The organism is Exilibacterium tricleocarpae, from assembly GCF_007004655.1.
In the GTDB taxonomy this organism is placed as follows: domain Bacteria; phylum Pseudomonadota; class Gammaproteobacteria; order Pseudomonadales; family Cellvibrionaceae; genus Exilibacterium; species Exilibacterium tricleocarpae.
In genome coordinates this window covers 62,959-83,306 of the sequence record NZ_ML660101.1, presented here as the reverse complement: position 1 = coordinate 83,306, position 20,348 = coordinate 62,959, and the positions used below count along the sequence as shown (strand labels likewise).

Below are 20,348 nucleotides of genomic sequence, written 5' to 3'. Positions count from 1 at the left end.
GTTAATTGTTCTGACTGGGCCTCCCCGGCAAAGTTCCAAATCATTTAAAAATATATTTTTTTAATGCTTTGTAGTTTTAAGCGTCAGTTTTTCGTGCCGAGCGCAGACACTGCTCAATGGGCCTGATCCCAGTTGTCGCCGATGCCGGCTTCCACCACCAGCGGTATGTCCAGACTGGCGGCCTGTGCCATCCGCGAGCACACGGCCTCACAAACTGCCTCGACCTCGGCCTCCGCCACCTCCAGCACCAGTTCATCGTGTACCTGCATAATCATGCGGGCGTCAGCGGCGCCGCCCTCCAGCCACTGGTCGACGGCGATCATCGCCGTTTTGATGATATCGGCGGCGGTGCCCTGCATGGGCGCGTTGATAGCAGTGCGCTCGGCGGCCTGGCGGCGCATGCCGTTGCGGGCGTTGATCTCCGGTAAATGCAGGCGCCGGCCCATCAGAGTTTCGACAAAACCGTCGCTGGCCGCCGCCGCACGGATATTATCCATATAAGCCTGCACCCCCGGATAGCGCTCGAAATAACGGTCGATGTATTCCTGCGCCTGCTTGCGCCCCAAATGCAGTTGCCGGCCGAGGCCGAAAGCGGACATGCCGTAGATAAGGCCAAAATTTATGGCTTTGGCACTGCGCCGCTGTTCCGCCGTCACCGCATCCACCACCACGCCGAAGACCTCCGCCGCAGTAGCCCGGTGCACGTCCAAACCCTGGCTAAAGGCATCCAACAGGCCCTCGTCCCGCGACAGGTGTGCCATGATGCGCAGCTCGATCTGCGAATAATCCGCTGCGACTATCTTGTACCCCGGCTGCGCCACAAACGCCTGCCGGATACGGCGCCCCTCCTCGGTGCGAATGGGGATGTTCTGCAGGTTGGGGTCGGTCGACGACAGGCGCCCGGTGGCCGCTACCGCCTGGTGGTATGAGGTGTGGATACGGCCGGTGGCGGGATTAATCATCAGCGGCAGTTTGTCGGTGTAGGTGGTTTTCAGTTTCGACAGGCCGCGGTACTCCATCAATACTTTCGGCAACGGGTAATCCAGCGCCAGCTCCTGCAGGACCTCCTCCGCTGTGGAGGGGGCACCTTTGGGGGTCTTTTTGAGCACCGGCAGCTTGAGTTTTTCGAACAGGACAGCGCCGAGCTGTTTGGGCGAACTGAGGTTGAACGCCTCGCCGGCCATATCGTGGGCCTCCCGCTCCAGCGCCTCCAGGCGTGCGCCCAATTGCCGGCTCTGTTCACCCAGCAGGCCGGCATCCACCAGCGCCCCCCGCCGCTCGATTCTGGAAAGGACGGGAACCAGTGGAATCTCGATGTCAGTAAATACTCGCTTCAGTGGCGCCACCGCCGCTAATTGCGGCCACAGGGTACGGTGCAGACGCAGGGTGATATCGGCGTCCTCGGCGGCATAGGGCGCGGCCTGTTCCAATGCTATCTGGTTGAAGGTGAGTTGCTTGGCGCCTTTGCCGGCAATGTCCTCATAGTGGATGGTCTGGTGATCCAGGTACTTCAACGCCAGGCTGTCCATATCGTGACGGGTGGCGGTGCTGTCGAGCACGTAGGATTCGAGCATGGTGTCGAATGCGATGCCGCGCAGATCGACATCGTGGTTGGCCAGGACACTGCGATCGTATTTCAGGTTCTGTCCCACCTTGGCCTGCTGCGGGTCCTCCAACAGCGGCCGCAGCTTCTCGAGCACCTGCTCGCGGCTCAGCTGCTCGGGCGCGTCCAGGTAATCGTGGCCACAGGGCACATAGGCCGCACGCCCCGGTTCCACCGCAAACGAGACACCCACAATTTGCGCCTGCATATAGTCGAGACTGGTGGTCTCGGTGTCGAAGGCGAACACCTCCGCCTCGCGCAGGGTGTCGATCCAGCGGTCCAGCTCGGCCTCGGTCAACACGGTGTCGTACTCGGCGGGCGGTGTATCGGCCGCCGCCGCGGCGGCGCCGGGGCCGGCTTCATCCTCCAGCTCAGCAATCCAGGTCTTGAACTCCAGTTCCTTGAACAGTTCCAGCAACTGCTGCTTTTGCGGCGTCGTTTGGCGCAGGTCCGCCGGGCCCACATCCAGGTCGACATCGGTTTTGATGGTCGCCAGGCGATATGACAGATAGGCCTGCTCGCGATGGGCCTCGAGCTTGGCCGGCATCGATTTGGCGCCGCGAAAGGTCAGCTCGGGGATCTTTTCCAGATTGCTGTAAATGCTGTCCAGCCCCCCAAGGTTCTGCAACAGTGCCAGGGCGGTCTTTTCCCCGACACCGGGTACGCCGGGAATATTGTCTACCTTGTCCCCCATCAGGGCGAGGAAGTCGATAATCAGATTCGGTGCGATGCCGAATTTTTCCTCCACCCCCGCGGTATCGAGAGTGGTGTCATTCATGGTGTTAACCAGGGTCACATGGCGGTTGACCAGCTGTGCCATGTCCTTGTCTCCCGTCGACACCAGCACATCCAGCCCCTGCTCCGTGGCGTTGTGGGCGAGGGTGCCGATGACATCGTCGGCCTCGACCCCCTCGACAATCAGCAACGGCAGGCCCATCGCGCGGATAATATCGTGGATCGGTTGCACCTGACTGCGCAGGTCATCGGGCATGGGTGGCCGGTTGGCCTTGTAATCGCTGTAGATATCGTCGCGAAAGGTCTTGCCTTTGGCATCAAAGATAACCGCCGCATGGCTGTCCGGGTAGTCCTTGCGCAGGCGCCGGACCATATTGATCACGCCCTTCACCGCACCGGTGGGAGCGCCCTTGGAGTTAGTCAGCGGCGGCAGTGCGTGAAAAGCCCGGTAGAGATAGGAGGAGCCATCGACGAGCACGAGTGGGGGTTGTTTTTGGGTCATAGAGCCTGCAACACGTCCTGAAAAAATCGAAGCCGCAAGCATACACCAAATTCACGGTGAGCCCGGCTGTCCGGCGCGTCACTGACATCACCTGGTTATAACCAAGCGAAACTTCTTCACAAAGATGAAATTTCCAGGGGTTATTACCGATTATCCCCATGTTACCCATGTGTTACCTTGTGAACCGATTCACAATTCCCGCAAGGATTTCGAGGAAAAACGGCTAAACTGCCGAAAATTAAACCTTTTTTGCAATAATTCTGAAAAAAAGCTGGTGTAATCTAGGCACTGTTGTTACCATGCGTAACACAATCAAACAGCATCAAAATGACTTGCCAAAGATTGTGAATCGTTAAGTTTCAACAGGGTTTTATCGCCCACTCCAAAACTGTACGAACAAGAGATTTACCGGTACCAAGGCCGGTAAGTCGGGATCAACCAGCCTAAACGGAGGGCCGCATTATGAAAAAGCTTGGTTTTCTGTTCACTCTAGCCTTGATCGCTCAAAGCGCCATGGCGGAGCAAGTTGGTACCCATTATTCAGCCATCGAGGTTCCCACCATGACCGCGGTAGTGGCTGAGACAGGTACCAGCGTCAGCTGGGCTGCTCAACTAAGTAATGCACACGCAAGTAAGCAGAACATTAAGGAGTTAGACCAGAAGACAGAACAGTCTCAATTGAAAGTGAATTTGCAACTGGAGCAGCGCATCGCTGCCATGATTGAAACTTCACTGCAGAAATAATCTGCACAGATTCATCGCTCTTCCCTGCACTGGCAATCTCTCCTCCCTTTTTCTTATACCAGTGCAGGGCTTTTTATTTCCCCACCTGATTCCTACCCATTGCCGTCCCCATCAGGGGTTTTGGACGCCATGTTAAGGCAGACATAAAAGTTTTCCGCCAGCCGATCGAGTAACTGCGGATAGGTATCCCGCTCGCGCCCAAAGGGCTCCAAAGGCACCAGCGCCAACCCCCAACGGGCGGCAATGGCGGCGGCGTGGCCGTGCTGGTAGGCGGAGTCCACCAGCAGGCAGCCAGCGGCGAGTTGCTCCATGGCAGCCAGATGCCTGGCTCCCGGGCGGCGATCCGGCACCTTGGTGACATAACCCAGTTGTTGCAGATCATAGGCCTGCACAAAATGTCCGTAACCGTCGTGATAGGTAATAAAGCCCCGGTCTCGCACAGCGGCCAAGCGCTCGCGCACCCGCTGGTCAAGGCGAACCAGCTCATCGATCAGGCCGTCGGCCCGACGCCGCAATGCCGCCTCGGCGTCGGGCCGCAACCGGATCAGGTGCGCAGCTATCGCTTCGGTGATGACAATACCGTTGCGCGGTGCCAACCAGATATGCGGGTCACGATCACCGCTGTGGTGACCACCACCGCGCGCCGCCACGGCAGGCCAGTGCAGGCCCTCCAGATCGACGAGGGTCAGCACTACATCCTTGCCCCGGGCGGCCAGCGGTTTCTGCAGCGGCCGCTCCAATGCCGGTCCCATCCATACGACTAAATGGGCCTGACGCAGGCGGCGCAGATCGGAGGTTCGCAACGCAAAGTGATGGGGAGAAGCCGACAGCGGCAGGAGGGTATCCACCTGCCCCAGATCACCGAGGATGGCCCGGGTGAGCGCCGCCAGCGGCTGAATGGAAACCAGGACCCGCAAATCGCCCGGGATTTCGGCGCGGGCGCCGCCAGTGACCACCGTCAGGGTCCAGAAGGTCAGAAGAATCAAAACTTGCCGCATCAACATCACCACAGCGGATATCGCCTAATAAAAAACGTTATATAATAACATAGTCTAAAACGGAGCCATCTATACTATGTCTGCAACCCCGTCCGAAACACTGCCCCTAGCCTGCCGCCGGCACGATCACCAAAGCTGTATTGAAGGCGCGATCACCACCGCCGCCAAAATCTGCCAGGCCAAAGCGGTCAAGCTAACCCCCCTGCGACGGCAGGTACTGGCCCTGGTGTGGCAGAGCCACAAACCGTTGGGGGCCTACACCCTGATCGATATGCTCGCCGCTGCTGACACTCGGCGGGTAGCGCCGCCAACAGTTTATCGGGCCCTGGAATTTCTGCTCGAACACCGCTTGATCCATCGCATCGATTCCCTGAACGCCTATATCGGCTGCCCCGATCCGGGACATCACCATCACAACTACTTCCTGATTTGTCTGGATTGCGGTATCGCCGCCGAGTGTCCCACTCAGTATCTCAGTCCCGCCATAGAGGCTGCAGCTACGGCCGCCGGATTTGCCATCAGCAGCCAGTCGGTGGAAATCGTCGGGCGCTGCCCCGCTTGCCGGAAGCATGCCGATGCCTGAACTGTTGGTGGATGCCAGGGCCGTATCGGTGCTGCGCAGTGGACGGGCTATTTTGCAGAACGCGGATTTACAACTCAAGCGCGGGGAGATAGTCACTTTGATCGGCCCCAATGGTGCCGGAAAAACCACACTGGTGCGGCTGGTGCTGGGACTGATCCGGGCCGAGCGTGGCGAGGTCTGGCGTCAGGCCGGGTTGCGGATCGGTTATATGCCCCAGCAAATCCATATCGACCCCAGCCTGCCGCTCTCGGTAAAACGGTTTTTGGCCCTCGCGCGGGCCGACTCGAAGGCGATTGACACCGCCCTGCAACAGGTGGGCGTCGGCCATCTGCTCGACAGCCCCATGCGCGGCCTGTCCGGCGGCGAAACCCAGCGCGTGCTGCTGGCCCGGGCAATTTTGCGCCGGCCCCAGTTGCTGGTGCTGGACGAGCCGGTGCAGGGCGTGGATGTCTCCGGTCAGGCGGAATTTTATTCCACCCTGTCGCAGTTGCGGGACCAGTTGCAATGCGGCGTGCTGATGGTATCCCACGATCTGCACCTGGTGATGGCCGCCACCGACACCGTGGTATGCCTGAACCAGCACGTCTGCTGCCAGGGTCACCCGGAGGCGGTTACCAGCCACCCGGCTTATCTCGAATTGTTCGGCCGCGATACGCGGCCCGGTATCGCGGTGTATACCCACCACCACGACCACTCTCACGATATCCACGGCGACGTGGTCGAGAGCGACGGAGATCGCGAGCATGCCTGATTTCCTGTGGTACGCGTTGCTGGCCGGTATCGGGGTGGCGCTGGTGGCCGGCCCCTTGGGATCTTTTGCCGTGTGGCGGCGCATGGCTTACTTTGGAGACACACTGGCCCACTCGGCACTGCTGGGTGTCGCGTTAGGTTTGCTGCTGGCCATCAATTTGAATATCGCCGTGGCGCTGGTGTGCCTGTTGCTGGCATTGATCCTGGTGTTACTGCAGCAAAACCGTTTTATCGCCACGGATACCCTGCTCGGTATTCTGTCCCACTCCACGCTCGCCCTGGGCCTGATCTGTGTCAGTCTGTTTGGCGATACCCGGGTCGATCTGATGGCGTATTTGTTCGGCGATCTGCTGACCGCCAGTCGCGCCGACGTTATCACCATTTTCACCGTCAGCGCGCTGGTACTGCTGGTGTTAATCCTGTTGTGGCGGCCGCTGCTCGCCATTACCGTCCACGAGGAACTGGCGCAGGTGGAGGGGATTCCTGTGAACCTGGTGCGCACGGCGCTGATGCTGCTGATGGCGCTGGTGATCGCTATCGCCATGAAAGTAGTGGGGGTGTTGTTGATCACCGCACTGCTGATTATTCCCGCCGCCGCCAGCCGCCGCCTGACCCGGACACCGGAGCAGATGGCCGTTGGCGCCAGCCTGCTGGGTTGTGTCGCCGTTATGACGGGCCTGGCCGCCTCTTTCTACTGGGATACCCCGGCGGGCCCCTCGGTGGTGCTCAGTGCCGGCGGCTTGTTTCTGTTGACGCTGCTGCGCAGGCAACCGGCATAGGGATAGTGTTTTGATTCGGTGATTGCGGATTAGCGATGGCACTGTTTAGTCAAGTGTGAATGGCACTCGCTTCAGGTGCCTATTCCTGGCGCTAAAGGAGGCTTAAATCAATTTATCGATCCCCGCTCCAGTCGTATCGGTCTTGCTTAAGAGTACTGGGGGTAAGTCTTTGCTTTAGCACCGGTGATACAAGCTTGTTGATCGCCGAGACCCGGCTTTTCAAAAACCCCTTTTCAGCAGATTGCGGATTCTCGCCTTTACTGAAGCGGCTTCGTCTTTCATAGCCATGGCAAAAAACTCGCGGGCCTGGGCCTCATACTCGTGGTGTTGCACCGCAAGTTCATAGAACCCGTTATACGCCCAGGCCCTGACGAACTTGTTATCGCCGGTCAGGCACTGCTGTAAAAATCGCTGCAATCGCTTGGCTTGGCGTTTTTCGATAGGCATATAAGGTATGCACTGCAAAATATGCAGCTTCGTCTGCCAGTCGACCAACTTAGGCAGCAAACCGTAGATTTTATTGACAGTGGCGGCGTCTAACTCCCGACCATCCTCGAAAAACCTCTTCAGTAACCAACTGGCACCCTGCTGCGACGACTCCCCGCCCAGAAGCAGCAGCACCTCACGAATAAACGAGGGTGCCCGACCATAGCTCTGATAGATTGCACCGATATCCTGCGCCGATTTGCCGTCCCAGGCTGCTATCGCTTTTTTTATACTCATAACAAACCGCACACCGCCGGTGATCTTATCCGACCATCGATCAGTCTTTGCCGGGCTCGCCCTGCGGATACCTCGGCAGGTGATCCCCCAAATTCAGCCACCTCACACCGTCCGCCGTAAAGATATGATGGGTGGGCTCGACATGCTCAATATTATCGAGGGTACCTGAATTGACATCCACCGTCTCCGGATCATCGAGGTCTCTGTAGGCGATCTGCGTGCCGCACTGATTACAAAACTCACGGCGCCCCGTCGGTGATGAGCGATAGATGCTGGGAGTACCGCGGGTATAGGTAAAGCCGTCTATCGGAAACGAGGCAAAAGCCACCACCGGGGCACCGGTAGACCTTCGGCACAGGGAACAGTGACAATAGCCTGTCGTCACCGGAACTCGCTCAGCCTGGTAACGAAGGGCGCCGCAAAGACAACCACCTTTATAGTTCATCGTTCAATCTCCTCGAGGGTGGCCAATCCATATTAACCTTTCGCCCGGGCAAGCACCCGCTACACTGTCAATACTTCCACTCTCACACAATCACTTGTCCGATTGCAATCTAACCAAAACGTTTCAAAGAGGCCCGCGGTCATTCACAGCCCCTCAGGTTAGTTGGCCTTTAAAGTCGCGAGCTTGACGCCAAAACCGATAAATATCGCCCCCGTAATTCCTTTGAAGACTCTTTGGAACCAACCGCTCCTCACTGTCGCCACAAGCCGGGAGAAAAGTATCACCAGGGATGCAAACCAAATCATATTCATCAGCGAGTGAATAGAAACCAACAGCAGGGCGTTCATCATGGCGCCCTCTTCAACCGGGATAAACTGAGGGAAAGCAGCCATGTAGAACATGGATACCTTCGGGTTCAGCGCATTCGTCAAAAACCCTTCAACAAAGGCCTTTGACAACGATCTCTTCGGCTTGGTCGGCACAGTCGATCTGGTCGTATTGTCGCCCTGCCAGGCGCTTAGCAAAGCCTTGACACCAATCCAGATCAAGTAGAGCGCGCCGATAATTTTGACAAGCAAAAACGCCTGCGCTGACTGCATCAAGATAACCGATAGGCCCAGTATGGATAAGGCTCCATGTATATAAAAGGCGACGAGAAAGCCGGCTACGTTGGCAAAGCCCGCGGCCCTGCCGGAAGTCGGCACTGTTTTTGCAATCAGCACACCATTCGGACCCGGCGATACGACGAGCAATAAGGCCACTAGAGAAAAACTGGCGATCTGTGCGAAATCCATAATGACACTTCCCGAACTACAACCACGAGTTGCTCGCAGCCTGCGACACAACCTATAACACAGAATTACACCGACAGACAAGTCCAGGCGCGCCATGACATAGCAGTTGTTTTATCGCTGCCGGATGTAGCTGGGCGAGCCATAAATGGCGCTATAGCTAATGGACCGGCGCTACTAAAGCGGCTCGGCTATTTCCTGTCCCTTTTCAGGCGGCGTACCGCCGCTCTTACGGCGTCAAGCCTGTCGATTCCAGGTTTGGCTTTGGTCTCATGATCCAGTAGCCTTTGCAGTAACGCCCGATCGCCGTTGCACATTTTCAGCAGTTTGCGCTCAAGCGCTTTATCTTTATCATAGAATTGCGTTCTCGAAAAAAAGAGAATCACAAGAAGCACTAGTATCAGAAAAATCAATAAGTGCATATGCATTTCATCGCTATGTATTTGCCAAAATGGTCAATACCGAAACCGGCGGGAATACGCCACTCCTCTCAGGGTTATCGTGCCCAAACCTTTCTAAGACATAGAAGCATGCCGGCAATTTCAAAGCCCACCGTTCTTATTCGCAGGCACTGACTCTGGTGACACTCGCTTCAGGCACCTATTGACGGATCTGCCTCTGGACTGGCACTTCACCTGATATAGAAGCCGCTGTTATGGGCAGCATTGATCGGCGTACCAGACCAGTGCATATTGACACCGATACATTCACGAGTGAAGAAACGCACTTCTTTCTTTGAGGTAAACGCGACCAGGATCAACGATGTCATGGTTCTGAAAACCTCCGGATCATTGGGGGAGGGACTGATATAAATCAAATCACTCTCACCACATCCATTAATATCGCCAAATGAGCCCGACACCAGAATACCACCGTGGACATATTCAATTTGGGTGGGAACTGCCCAAGGTGTGTATCCCGCCGCAATCCCATTGACGGACCAAAGCAGTGACAGCACAAGAATCATTTTTCTCATTGAATCCTCTACGAAAACGTGTACCTGTTAATTACGCTAAGGGCCTGGAGCAGACGTATACTTCGATAGATCAACGGGACGATAGATCAGCGGGAATATAGTGCCGGAAGCTTGGCGAGGAGCAGAAAATTCCCTTTACATCAAAGCCTTAGACAAAGCCCTGTGCTAATGGCAGCAAAGAACTCAGCAAGCAACCGCTATATAGACAAAATCGACACGATTCGATAAAACCAGCACCATACGCATCGATCTTGCAAACAGTCGCCACATTCGACTCTCACTGCAGCGTATTTGTTTATACAGGTTTTGGGGAACTTTGGGAAGTGTAGAGAAGTAGTACTTCAGTGGTTGCTCGCGGTAGGCAGTACCGCCCCTCGAGCAACCGGCCAGGTCACCACAACCCAGTTGCTGTGGTGACGAATCCTGACAACCCCCTACTCGCCTTAGCGAGCAACCAACGCCACCTCTATATCCCGATTCAAAACTGCCCACCAGCGATTGCCGAACGCCTTATCGAGACCGACCAGCGGATGCGCTTCACAACCCGCTGCGCGCGCCGGCGAGGTCTCCAGAAACGCTTTCGACCAGGGCGCGTCCACAATACAATCAGCGGGGGAAAGGGGTTGCCACTGGTCACCGTCCTTTTGCGCAAGCGTTACCGTAGCGCTGTCCAGACTTTCAGGGCCGGTAAAAACAAGCGCGTAAGCATCTGCTACGGCATTGCTGATATCCCAAGTTTTAGTCGCCGTTTCCGGCAGCGCGACCGGTTGCTTTTCAGTGCCGTCGGACTGCGACAGGGCCAAACCGGAATCAGTCTCAATATCTTTGGGCACACCGTAGTCATCCTGATAGATGCCGGTCTGATTCTGGGTGCCGCTGACAATAAGAATATCTGAGGCCGTAGCCTGTTTTGGCAACCAACTCAGAGTCACATGCTCCTTTAAATCGACGGTGGTTTCGGGCACGACCAGGATATCGGTGGGATAGTCGGGCACGACCCGGGCGGCGCTGTTCAAATTGGGGGACCAGCGCTGATGCAGCTGATAGAGCCACTGATAATTCAGGCGCACCAGATCGTTAAGCGTCTCGGCGCGACTGAAGCCCGGAAGATAACCCATATCCCGCGTGCGCGTATCTGTGCGGTTGAATGTATTGTTCATGCCGCCCGCCAGGCTGGCATAGGAGCCGTCTGCGCCCAGGCAGTCGTTAGTGATATATTCCGGCTGCAACACCATGACCGGACGGGTCTCCGGCAGAATGGAATTGGCGTACACCACCGTATCACAGCGATCGGTGGTGCGGGAGAACTTGTCCAGCAGCTTCCAGTCGGCCGCAAACGCTTCCTCAGGGGCGTTACTGGACGCCGTATGCTCGGAAAAATAAGACTCATAATCTACCCGTTTGCCGGTAAACCTCAACAGCGAAGAGTTTACGTCGTAATGCGTCGAACCGTTGCTTTTGGTCGCATTCTTCTGCGCGACAATAAGCTGCACCAGGTCGCGCTCACCATAGCGAAACTCATAACCTTTGTAGGACGCATTGCCGGCCATAATCTGGGTATAGACATCCATGCGGTAGTTGCCGCCCTGGGGGGTATGGCCCGACGGATAGGTGGTCAAAGCGGTTTTGGCACTTATCAGCGAGCGCTGATATTGATGTTCATGCCCCTGCACATAGATCACATCGCGTGCGGCAAAAAACTCGCGGATTTTAGGTTGAACGTCTGAGACCCGACTGTCGTCTTTGGTGCCGTCGACAATTTGCTCGCGGGTCTGCCCGTATTTTGCCCCGATCAAACCGTCGTGACTGGCAACGACAATATGCTCGACTTTTTCTTCATGCAGCGCCACTACATCTTTGATCCACTCAAACGCCACCGGCAGATTATAGTAGGCCAGGCCGACTATCAGCACATTTTCGCGCACCACATAGTAGTTTACCCACTCATAGCCGGGCATATGCGTGGCATCCTCTGGAATGAAATCCCGCATATTTTTAATCCACTCATAGGTATAGGCGTAGCTGGTTTCATGATTGCCCATCACCGGCAAAAACTCGATACCGCTTTCTGCGTATTGATCGGCTACCGAGCGCCACTCGGCAAATTCAACCGTCGAACCTTTATCGGTCAGATCGCCGAGGGCCAGCACCATATCCACGCCGGCTTCGGCCTGGTGCTTCAACAACTCGGACATCGGGTGCATGGATACATGTGCCTGCCCATCAGTATCGGTACCCCCCTGTGTATCCGGCAGCAGGCCCACAGTAAAAGTGGCGACGGGGGGGTTTGAAGCCCCCGGGTCTGTCGGCGCCGGTGCCTGCCGCGTATTGCCCTTATCACTTGAATTGCACGCGCTTAGCAGGACGGCGGCCGCCAGGACAAGCAGCGTTCGGTAGATAATCAGATGGCAGTAGTTGGTTTTCATAGCGTTGGCTTCTCGTATAAAACTCAGAGGTTTATTGGCGCGCCAACTATTATTCAGGGTGTCTTATTAACTATGAATATAGTTTTAGTTAAGATTTTATTAATTTTATATTTCAAATATGCATATTGGTTTAAAACAAAATTGATCGCAACAATAGATATCGGAGATAGTCTACATTAATGGTCAATCACTCAAAGGCGTAGACATCAAACTCCCCTGGAGACAGCAAGCGAGAGCACCAGAGCGGGAAATGAAGGATAGTGCCGGTCAGTGGAGCAACTTTCGCAGCAGCCCAAGAGGCCTTTCCATGCCATTGGGGACGCCTGGAATGGCACTGCCTTAAGCGTACTTGCCTCAGTTTGTCGATCGCCGCTCCAGGCTCATCGGACACGGTTAAGCGTACTGGAGGGAGGTCTGGCCCTGGCTGAAGCCTTCAGAAACTCTCGACAGCAGGGATGCTGTCGTGAAGTTCCCAGGGACGGGTTCACAACGTGTTTCTGAAGGCTTCAGCCAGGGCCAGACCGGTCAATTGGCACATAGTTGCTTAAGGCAGTGCCATTCGGGACGCCTGCAACTTAGCAACTTAGCAACTTAGCAACTTAAGCGACTAAAAATTAGCTTACTCGATAACAAGCCAGAACTGGAATGCACCCACTAAGTTGCTAAGTTGCAGGCGTCCCATCTGTTTCATCTGTTTCGGAAAACACAGACACTCAGGTATCCCTGACAATCAGCTCTGTCTTAATGGTCCCGGATTTTGGATTCTCATTGTCCAAAATCTGCATGAGTTTGCTCACCAGCAGCTTGCCGGCCTGATAAGTGTCCTGTCGAACAGTGGTAATGCGGGGGCTGAAGTAACTGGCCGCGGGGATATCGTTGTAACCCACCACGGAAACATCTTCGGGTACTTTCAGCCCCCGATCGGCCAGCAGGCGAATAAAGGCCATTGCCGCCGTGTCGCTGTAAGCCAATACCGCATCCGGTCGCGAGTCGGCGGTGTTGAGGTAGCCATCGGCGGCATCGAAAGCGGATTCATAGGAAAAGTTGTTCAACGCGATATGGTTGAGCGCAACCGGCGCTCCACTCTCCTCGACAGCTTGCTGCAATCCCTTGTAACGCCAATAAATTTCGCTGTGGGATATATCCCCGATAAAGAGAAAATTGCGTCTTCCCCGTTCCAGAAAATAACGGCCCGCCATCTGTCCGCCGGCCAGGTTGTCACTGCCGACCACACAATAGTCGGTATTTTTTGTCGGCGCGCCCCACACCACAAACGGGGCGCCGGTGGAGGCAAATTCATCGAGCATATCCATCCGGTGCCCCTGGCCGAGAAAAATAAAACCATCAGCGCCGCGGGACGAATAGATATGGTACAGCGAGTCGGTGTCGTTATGCCTTGGCGCACAGAGCAGTAAATCCTGGTTCAGGTTACCCAGCGCCTCCGAGACCCCCGCCAGCAACTCCAGAATAAAGGGATCGGAAATATGGTTCTCACGATGCGAGCCAAAATCTATCGACACGCCGATGGTATCGGTGTTTTTGTGGCGCAATTTCTGGGCATTGCGGTTGACGGCGTAACCATACTGGCGCGCGATAGACAACACATGCTTTTTAGTCTCGGGGTTCACCAGCGGGCTGTCGTTGAGAGCCCTGGACACGGTCGGTTTGGAGACCTTGGCGAGGGCGGCGATATCGCCCATGGTGATGGTTTGCTTGAGTGACACTGTTTGCTCCTGCTCGATCTGGCGACAGTGTAGCTTCGATCGCAGCCGTTGTAACGGCCATCTGGCGTTGGAGGCCGAATTACACTTCCGGCCTGGCGTACAAATCATTCCTTGCAACAATACAACAGAAAAAGCTTGTAAAAGACCACTGAAATGCATTTCAATATACCATTGAAATGCATTTCAGCGTGTATTAGACTCGATAAAAAGACGGTTTTTGTGCCATCCATAATCTAACGGCCTCGCCCGGAACCGAGCCGGTCAGCCTGATACCAAGCCCATCAAAGTAGGCGAGTAGAGAGGAGAGAAACCAGTGAAAGCCCCCATCACCCCCACCAGACACAGCGCAGTAACCTGCCTATTGACCCTTGCAACCCTCAACCCCCTGGCCGCAGCCATTGCCCAGCAAAGTGGCTCGAACGAGACCATCGACGAAGTGATCGTGGTGGGAACCGCCGGCGGTGCAGGCATTAACAAGCAGGATGTCTCTTTCGCCGTGAGTACCCTGAACCCCGAACAAATCGAACGCTTTGCACCGAAGAGCACCGCCGACCTGTTCAAGTCGATACCCGGCGTCTGGGCCGAGAGTTCCGGTGGTGTGGCCGGCGCCAACATTGATGTGCGCGGCCTGCCCGGCGGCGGCGATGCCCCGTTTGTCACCCTCACCATCAACGGCGCGCCAATTTACGGCACCGAGTCGCTGTCGTTCTTTGAGCAGTCGTCCATTTTCCGTATCGACGAGACCATTGCATCTGTTGAAGGCCTGCGCGGCGGACCCGGCGCGGTGTTCGGCAAGGGAGAGCCGGGCCTTACGGTAAACTTCAATCTAAAGCGAGGCGGTGAGGAAACCGAGGGGCGCATCAAGTACACGACATCCGACTATGATTTACGGCGCTTCGATGGCGTGCTGAGCGGCAAGCTCGCCGAGGATACTTATTATATGATCGGCGGCTATGTGCAGCAGTCACCCGGTATTCGCGACGCTGAGTTTACCTCTGAAAAAGGCGAGCAGTTCACTATCAACCTGACCCGGGAATTCGACCGTGGCGTGATCAACGTATTTACCCGCGTCACTGACGACCACGGCCAGTGGTACCTGCCGTTTTCGCTGAACGCCGGTCTCGACGAAGGCGAGTTTTCACAGCTCGGCAACGCCACCCGCCAGCGGGAAATTCAGATAAACGCCAACGGCGATACCCGGGTTTTTGATTTTGCCCGCGGTCGCGGCTGGGACGGTTCGGTCTCCGGTGCCGATATCGAGTTTGAGTTCGGCGACGGCTGGGTATTGCGCGACCGGCTCGGCCTCACCACCGGCGACGCCAATACATTCGGTTTCGTACCGGCCGGCAGCGCCATCCGGGCTTCGGCACTGAGCGCCCAAATCGCCGGGCCGGTCACCACTCAGGGCGGCGAAACCCTGGCGGACGACGACTTTGTTCAAACCTATGGCCACTGGGTGGTCCTCAAGGAGATCAGGTCGTTCGTCAACGACTTGAGCCTGAGCAAAACCTTTGCAGATCAGCATGATGTCACTTTCGGCCTGTACCAGTCAGACTTTTCCGTCGACGACTTCTGGTCCCTGGGTAACCCGGTAGCGGTACACAACACGGCAAACGGTGACTTTCTCGATCCTGCCATAACGCCCGACGATATCGCCGCAGCCGGCGGCGATGCCGGTTTCGGATTCGGTCTAGCCGCCGTTGGCGACGCCCGCACCACCGCGTTCTACCTGGCGGACTCCTGGCAGGTCAACGACGACTGGCGCGTGGACCTCGGCATCCGCTGGGAGGAAATCGAGATCACCTACTCAGCAGACACCAGCAACGATGGCGAGGGCTTCCCGGACGGTACCCGCGATATAAACACCAAGATCGAGGATGACCAAATCGCGTATACGGCCGGTGTCAACTGGGATGTCAACGACAACACCGGTATATTTGCACGCTACTCAAAAGGTTTCCTGTTTCCGAGCTTTGACAATGTTCGTGAAAATCAATTGGAAGTCAACGATATCGACCAGTACGAACTCGGCGTCAAGTACGGCTCTGAAAGGTTCGATGTGTTCGCCACCGCATTTTTTAACACCAACGATTCGTTCGACAGTGTTGTCGGCGGCAATGCGACGGCATCGGCCTTCGAAACCGAGGCGATGGGCCTGGAAATTGATGCCGTGACGGAGTTCGGTCCGGTGAGAGTGACACTGAGCGGCGTGGTGCAGGATACCGAGGTCACCGAATCGACCATAGCCTCGAATGTCGGCAATACCGTGTTGCGCCAACCCGACTTTCAGTTTCGCCTGGAGCCGAGCTACGACTTTACCGTCGGTGAATTTAACGGAACGCTCTACGCCGCAGCAACCTTTGTCGATGATCGCTTCGGGGACCTGGACAATGAAGTCGACTTGCCGAGTTACGAGAAGTATGATTTAGGTTTACAGTTACAAGCTGAATCCGGTATCTTTTTCCAACTCCATATGGACAACGTCAGCGATTCCGACGGTATCACCGAGGGCGATCCCCGCAACCCGGCCTCGCCCAACGGCCGACCGATTTTAGGCCGCTCTCTGCGTCTCAGTATCGGCTATGACTTCAGTGCGCTCTGAGGTGCGCGCTCGCAGTAAACCTGGCAAGATGTGGTCGCGCGGCGTTCTGGCAGGTCTGTACCTGGGCGCCGCTTTACCCGCAATAGCCAAAGCGACAGAGACAGAAGTCGCAGACAACACGGTCGGGGCTGCGAGCGCGGCGCCGGTCTACGCCGGTGCCGGCGAGCAGACACCGGCGAAAGCTCAATATTTTTCCTGGATTAACAATACCAACGAGGGTGCAACTGCAGCCCAGACCCTGGAAAACCTGGCTTTTTTCGCCTGGCTAAAACAGGAATATGGACTGCAACTGGATATCTACGCCTTCGATGCCGGCACTATCGACGGCAAACGCTGGTACGGCTCGACGGCCTCGGAGAGGTTTCGACAGCACTTCCCAAACGGCTTTGACCCCGTCTATCGAAAGGCGAAGGAACTGGGCATTCGTCTCGGGGTCTGGGGCGGCCCCGACGGTTTTGGCAACACGCCTGCACAAGAACACGAGCGTATTCGAATGATGGTGGAGCTGTGTGACCGCTACAATTTTGCGCTGTTTAAATTCGATTCCGTGGCAGGACAATTGCGGGATGAAAAACAACAGGCGTTTGCACGTATGATGACACTGTGTCGCCAGGTCGCCCCCGACCTTATTCTGCTGAATCACCGTTTAAACCTCGGCGAAGTCGGGACACCTCATGCCACCACCTTTCTCTGGGAAGGGCAGGAAACCTATATCGATGTGCATCTGGCCAACCAGCAGCCGGCGCCCCACCATCGTGCCGCCGCTCTGGCACGCGGGTTACCCCCAAACCTGTCGCGGCTCACCGAGGATCACGGCGTCTGCTTCTCGGCATCTCTCGACTATTGGGACGACGAACTGGTGCTGCAGGCGTTCAATCGCGCACTTATCTTGTCACCACAGATTTACTGCAACCCCTGGTTGTTAAGGGATGACGAGTACCCGAAACTTGCCCGTCTCTTTAACCTGGCAAGAAAGTACCGCGACATACTGGTGCACGGGAAAGTCCTGCCGCAGCGCCGCTACGGTCCCTTTGCGGTGGCCCGGGGCGATGGGCAGACGCGTCTGCTGACCCTGCGCAATCTTTCCTGGCAACCGGTTACCTACACACTCAGGCTGTCCGACGAAATCGGTTTGGAGCGGCCGGCGCCGGCATCGAGCTATGAGGTGCGCCGGCTGCACCCGGGCGAACGGGTGGTCGGGGAATTTTCTTACGGTGCGAAAGTCCCCGTTACTGTTGCGCCCTTTCGCAGCGCTTTGGTGCGGGTGACGACAAACCGGGACTTGGCGGTTCTCGGTACAGACTACGACGTGGTAAAGCATGTAAGCGGCCAACCGGTGGAAATTTTACTGACCGGTAATCCCGGTGAAGTTGCCAGAGTCTCGCTCACCGGGACCCGTGGTTTCAAATCGGCGCAGCTCGACGGCCTCGATGCCGGCGAGCTGTTGCAGGGGAACGAGAGGGAAGTGGTTTTTCCGGGCACCACCCTAAACGAAGCCACCCACCGCCGTCTCGGCCGCCTCCGGCGTACTGCCCTCCCTGCGGATGCCGAGTCGCTGTATGAAACCAGTGTCTTCTCCAGTGACAACAATGCGCTGGAAGTCCGTGCGCTGCAGCGATCCGGCCCCAGTAATATAGCGGCGGTAAACGCCGCCAGAGAGGCATTTTTCCAACAGCCGACGTTTATCAAGCGAGGCGTCTGGGATCGCAACCTGTTCGACGGCGATTCCCGGACTGCGTTTTTCCGCATGCAGCGCTGGTCCTACCTATGGAATGTCGACCCCGATGCAACAGTGAACGGCGGTGCGTTGCGTCTGGATATGGGCACGGTAGAAAATATCGATTCCCTGATTCTCGAAAGCCGTGACGAAGCCTCGATACAACCCTTGAAAGTTGGCGAGGGTATCATTGCAGAAGTATCCGAAGATCTAAAGAGCTGGACCGAGGTGCGTTTTGTTGCCGCTCCCACCATGAAGATAGCCATGCCGTCGAAGGGTTTCCCCGTTCGCTACCTGCGCATGGCGGAAGCGCCGGCCTGGTTATCCGAAGTCAGCGCCGTGCGCAACAATCGAGTCCTGCCTCGCAGTCATTGGCGGGCGTCCAATTTGTTTGGCCATTTTCAAAACATGGATTTTTCGCAGGCGTGGCACAAGACCATCGTGTTAAATGAAATCGCGCCGGCCGCTTACCTCGCCGTGACGGTACCGGGGGAAGTCGGCAATGAAAGCGTTTATGCCGGGATGCGGGTTGACGGTCGGGCAGTCGGAGCGGCGGACCGGGCACCGGCCTATCCCGCCAACACCTGGGAACTTCAGATAAAGCCCGTTACCGGCAATTACACTTACTACATTCCATTGGATCGCTCCTGGGCAACTAAACGACTGGACGTTTTCCTGCTGGCGAATGGTCGCGTAAAAAATTTGAAACCGGAAATATGGCTGACACGACGCCCGCAGCCCCTGGCTACTCGCAAACTGGTTCTAGAGTAGTTCGAACTGCTTCTTTGGCACCCGCAGTGGTGTCAGAGCCGACTGGTACTCCCCTGCGCACCGATTGGCTGCGCGGTCACCAATAAGGCCAGGCACGGCTGCCCCTTACGCCTGCACCAAAGTGACCACCACACCGATCCCGGAGAGTTAACCGATGCGACGACCAGAACCTTCGGCAGCGTTGGGTGAGCGATTCAACAAACTAATCCCTCAAAAAAACAGTGTGTAATTTAATCAGTTGCAAACTACAATACCCGCTGCGATTCGGTCATCGAAGCTTTAATCATAAATTTAGCGTGGTCGATCAGACCCGCCGAAATGACGTTACCTCGTAAGATAGTACATAGAGGACCCACACATGCTAAAGCGTAAATTCCTGTATTGGGCTTTGCTGGTGGCACCATCGGTGCTGCTAATGGCCTGCGGTGCCAAAGAGGCAGAGCAGTCCCGGGAGGCGCAGGTCCGTCCGGTTAAACTGATTACCCTTGCCGGCGCCAGCGGACAGGAAACGGCCCGCTTCCCGGGGGTAATCGATGCGGATCAGATCACTGACTTGAGTTTCCAGGTGAGTGGCCTGCTGCAGGAACTGCCGGTTAAAGAGGCCCAGGAAGTCGAAGCAGGCGCACTGATTGCGAAACTTGACCAGCGGGATTTTCGCAACCAGGCGGCGTCGGCCAAAGCCCAGTATGACAACGCCGAGAAAGAGTACCAGCGAGTCTTGCGCCTGTCTAAACAGGGCGCCGTGGCCAAGAGTATGCTCGACCAGCGCCTGTCGGAGCGCGATATTGCCAAAGCCAACCTGGAGATCGCTGAAAAAGCCCTTGGCGACACCGTTATAGAGGCGCCTTTTGCCGGCACCCTGGCACAAATACCGGTCCAGCGCCTGCAGACCATCCAGGCCGGCCAACTGGTAGCCAGACTGATGGCGGTAGAAAGCCTGGAGGTGACAATTAATCTGCCCGCCCGCATTGTCTCCCAGGTACCCGCCCAGGAGGATACCGGTATCGCCTACGTCACGCTGGAAGCAGCACCGGGGACACGGATTGAGGCAATGTTTGAGGAAGCGTCACTGGTGGCCGACGCCACCTCACAAACCTACGCGGTCACCTTTACCTTCAAGCCGCCGGAAGATCTGCTTATCTTGCCCGGTATGAATGCAACGGTGGAACTGTCCAGAACGCTCAGAAATGCCGGCGGCGAAGGACACCGGGTAGCCGTGCCACTGCCGGCGGTAATGAGTGAAGGCGATGCAAACTACGTGTGGGTGCTCAACAGCGAAACCATGACCGTCGCCAGACGCGAGGTGACCCTGAAACAGGGCATTGGTGAGACGGTTACGGTCACAAAGGGCCTGATGCCGGGAGAGACCATTGTCGGCGCGGGCGCAGCTTATCTCGCCGAAGGTATGACCGTGCGCGCCTGGACCGATTAGCCGCAGCCGCAAAGCGCACCCGGACCTAACGGCCCGGACCCAACAAC

At 56.5% G+C, this 20,348-nt stretch carries 16 protein-coding genes; 7 read left to right on the top strand and 9 right to left on the bottom strand.

The genetic code is table 11. The features are described from left to right. Positions 1 to 113: 113 nt before the first annotated feature. Positions 114 to 2,840 (bottom strand): DNA polymerase I, encoded by a 2,727-nt coding sequence (gene polA, locus FKG94_RS20615; RefSeq protein WP_142928835.1) that lies wholly within the window; start codon positions 2,838 to 2,840, stop codon positions 114 to 116. Between the two features lie 462 nt (positions 2,841 to 3,302). Between polA and FKG94_RS20610 the strand changes: the two genes are divergently transcribed. After that, the gene (locus FKG94_RS20610; RefSeq protein ID WP_142928834.1) at positions 3,303 to 3,584 is read left to right on the top strand and encodes a hypothetical protein; all 282 of its coding nucleotides are present in this window, start codon (positions 3,303 to 3,305) and stop codon (positions 3,582 to 3,584) included. 92 nt (positions 3,585 to 3,676) lie between these two features. Here the strand turns inward: FKG94_RS20610 and FKG94_RS20605 are convergent, their stop codons facing one another. Further along, the gene (locus FKG94_RS20605) at positions 3,677 to 4,582 is read right to left on the bottom strand and encodes a metal ABC transporter solute-binding protein, Zn/Mn family (protein ID WP_179957740.1); all 906 of its coding nucleotides are present in this window, start codon (positions 4,580 to 4,582) and stop codon (positions 3,677 to 3,679) included. A 76-nt stretch (positions 4,583 to 4,658) separates the two neighbouring features. On the opposite strand from FKG94_RS20605, the gene FKG94_RS20600 reads away from it, so the two are divergent. The 3 genes from FKG94_RS20600 to znuB are packed head-to-tail and all read left to right on the top strand — an operon-like array spanning position 4,659 to position 6,694. Beyond that, on the top strand, positions 4,659 to 5,165 hold the full coding sequence (locus FKG94_RS20600) for a Fur family transcriptional regulator (RefSeq protein ID WP_142928832.1): 507 nt from the start codon (positions 4,659 to 4,661) through the stop codon (positions 5,163 to 5,165). Continuing rightward, on the top strand, positions 5,158 to 5,916 hold the full coding sequence (gene znuC, locus FKG94_RS20595) for a zinc ABC transporter ATP-binding protein ZnuC (protein ID WP_142928831.1): 759 nt from the start codon (positions 5,158 to 5,160) through the stop codon (positions 5,914 to 5,916). Before FKG94_RS20600 ends, znuC begins: the two co-directional genes overlap by 8 nt. Beyond that, positions 5,909 to 6,694, top strand: a complete 786-nt coding sequence (gene znuB, locus FKG94_RS20590) for a zinc ABC transporter permease subunit ZnuB (protein ID WP_142928830.1) — start codon at positions 5,909 to 5,911, stop codon at positions 6,692 to 6,694. The genes znuC and znuB overlap by 8 nt, the downstream gene beginning before the upstream one ends. 219 nt (positions 6,695 to 6,913) lie before the next feature. On the opposite strand, the gene FKG94_RS20585 is transcribed toward znuB, so the two are convergent. The 7 genes from FKG94_RS20585 to FKG94_RS20555 form a co-directional block, all read right to left on the bottom strand. Beyond that, complete coding sequence (locus FKG94_RS20585) at positions 6,914 to 7,417, bottom strand: hypothetical protein (protein ID WP_142928829.1); 504 nt, start codon at positions 7,415 to 7,417, stop codon at positions 6,914 to 6,916. A 40-nt stretch (positions 7,418 to 7,457) separates the two neighbouring features. Beyond that, positions 7,458 to 7,862 carry a GFA family protein gene (locus tag FKG94_RS20580; RefSeq protein WP_142928828.1) on the bottom strand — a complete coding sequence of 135 codons (405 nt, stop codon included), beginning with the start codon at positions 7,860 to 7,862 and terminating at the stop codon, positions 7,458 to 7,460. 158 nt (positions 7,863 to 8,020) lie between these two features. Beyond that, positions 8,021 to 8,656, bottom strand: coding sequence for a LysE family translocator (locus FKG94_RS20575; RefSeq protein ID WP_142928827.1), 636 nt, complete (start codon positions 8,654 to 8,656; stop codon positions 8,021 to 8,023). A gap of 188 nt (positions 8,657 to 8,844) precedes the next feature. Beyond that, the gene (locus FKG94_RS20570) at positions 8,845 to 9,075 is read right to left on the bottom strand and encodes a hypothetical protein (RefSeq protein ID WP_142928826.1); all 231 of its coding nucleotides are present in this window, start codon (positions 9,073 to 9,075) and stop codon (positions 8,845 to 8,847) included. Between the two features lie 209 nt (positions 9,076 to 9,284). After that, complete coding sequence (locus FKG94_RS20565; protein ID WP_142928825.1) at positions 9,285 to 9,629, bottom strand: hypothetical protein; 345 nt, start codon at positions 9,627 to 9,629, stop codon at positions 9,285 to 9,287. A 443-nt stretch (positions 9,630 to 10,072) separates the two neighbouring features. After that, a complete protein-coding gene (locus FKG94_RS20560) occupies positions 10,073 to 12,055 on the bottom strand; it encodes a metallophosphoesterase family protein (protein WP_142928824.1) in 1,983 nt (660 codons plus the stop codon). 713 nt (positions 12,056 to 12,768) lie between these two features. Beyond that, entirely contained in the window at positions 12,769 to 13,779 is a 1,011-nt protein-coding gene (locus FKG94_RS20555) for a LacI family DNA-binding transcriptional regulator (RefSeq protein ID WP_218943590.1), read from the bottom strand. 313 nt (positions 13,780 to 14,092) lie between these two features. Between FKG94_RS20555 and FKG94_RS20550 the strand changes: the two genes are divergently transcribed. The 3 genes from FKG94_RS20550 (at position 14,093) to FKG94_RS20540 (ending at position 20,301) form a co-directional block, all read left to right on the top strand. Beyond that, positions 14,093 to 16,381 carry a TonB-dependent siderophore receptor gene (locus FKG94_RS20550; protein WP_142928823.1) on the top strand — a complete coding sequence of 763 codons (2,289 nt, stop codon included), beginning with the start codon at positions 14,093 to 14,095 and terminating at the stop codon, positions 16,379 to 16,381. Continuing rightward, complete coding sequence (locus FKG94_RS20545; RefSeq protein ID WP_142928822.1) at positions 16,362 to 18,869, top strand: discoidin domain-containing protein; 2,508 nt, start codon at positions 16,362 to 16,364, stop codon at positions 18,867 to 18,869. Before FKG94_RS20550 ends, FKG94_RS20545 begins: the two co-directional genes overlap by 20 nt. A 358-nt stretch (positions 18,870 to 19,227) precedes the next feature. Next, positions 19,228 to 20,301, top strand: a complete 1,074-nt coding sequence (locus tag FKG94_RS20540; protein ID WP_142928821.1) for an efflux RND transporter periplasmic adaptor subunit — start codon at positions 19,228 to 19,230, stop codon at positions 20,299 to 20,301. Positions 20,302 to 20,348 lie beyond the last annotated feature (47 nt).

Excerpts from the sequence above, each read along its gene's own strand:
- polA (WP_142928835.1), bottom strand. The coding sequence starts at position 2,840 with ATGACCCAAAAACAACCCCCACTCGTGCTCGTCGATGGCTCCTCCTAT.
- FKG94_RS20610 (WP_142928834.1), top strand. The coding sequence starts at position 3,303 with ATGAAAAAGCTTGGTTTTCTGTTCACTCTAGCCTTGATCGCTCAAAGC.
- FKG94_RS20605 (WP_179957740.1), bottom strand. The coding sequence starts at position 4,582 with ATGCGGCAAGTTTTGATTCTTCTGACCTTCTGGACCCTGACGGTGGTC.
- FKG94_RS20600 (WP_142928832.1), top strand. The coding sequence starts at position 4,659 with ATGTCTGCAACCCCGTCCGAAACACTGCCCCTAGCCTGCCGCCGGCAC.
- znuC (WP_142928831.1), top strand. The coding sequence starts at position 5,158 with ATGCCTGAACTGTTGGTGGATGCCAGGGCCGTATCGGTGCTGCGCAGT.
- znuB (WP_142928830.1), top strand. The coding sequence starts at position 5,909 with ATGCCTGATTTCCTGTGGTACGCGTTGCTGGCCGGTATCGGGGTGGCG.
- FKG94_RS20585 (WP_142928829.1), bottom strand. The coding sequence starts at position 7,417 with ATGAGTATAAAAAAAGCGATAGCAGCCTGGGACGGCAAATCGGCGCAG.
- FKG94_RS20580 (WP_142928828.1), bottom strand. The coding sequence starts at position 7,862 with ATGAACTATAAAGGTGGTTGTCTTTGCGGCGCCCTTCGTTACCAGGCT.
- FKG94_RS20575 (WP_142928827.1), bottom strand. The coding sequence starts at position 8,656 with ATGGATTTCGCACAGATCGCCAGTTTTTCTCTAGTGGCCTTATTGCTC.
- FKG94_RS20570 (WP_142928826.1), bottom strand. The coding sequence starts at position 9,075 with ATGCACTTATTGATTTTTCTGATACTAGTGCTTCTTGTGATTCTCTTT.
- FKG94_RS20565 (WP_142928825.1), bottom strand. The coding sequence starts at position 9,629 with ATGAGAAAAATGATTCTTGTGCTGTCACTGCTTTGGTCCGTCAATGGG.
- FKG94_RS20560 (WP_142928824.1), bottom strand. The coding sequence starts at position 12,055 with ATGAAAACCAACTACTGCCATCTGATTATCTACCGAACGCTGCTTGTC.
- FKG94_RS20545 (WP_142928822.1), top strand. The coding sequence starts at position 16,362 with ATGACTTCAGTGCGCTCTGAGGTGCGCGCTCGCAGTAAACCTGGCAAG.
- FKG94_RS20540 (WP_142928821.1), top strand. The coding sequence starts at position 19,228 with ATGCTAAAGCGTAAATTCCTGTATTGGGCTTTGCTGGTGGCACCATCG.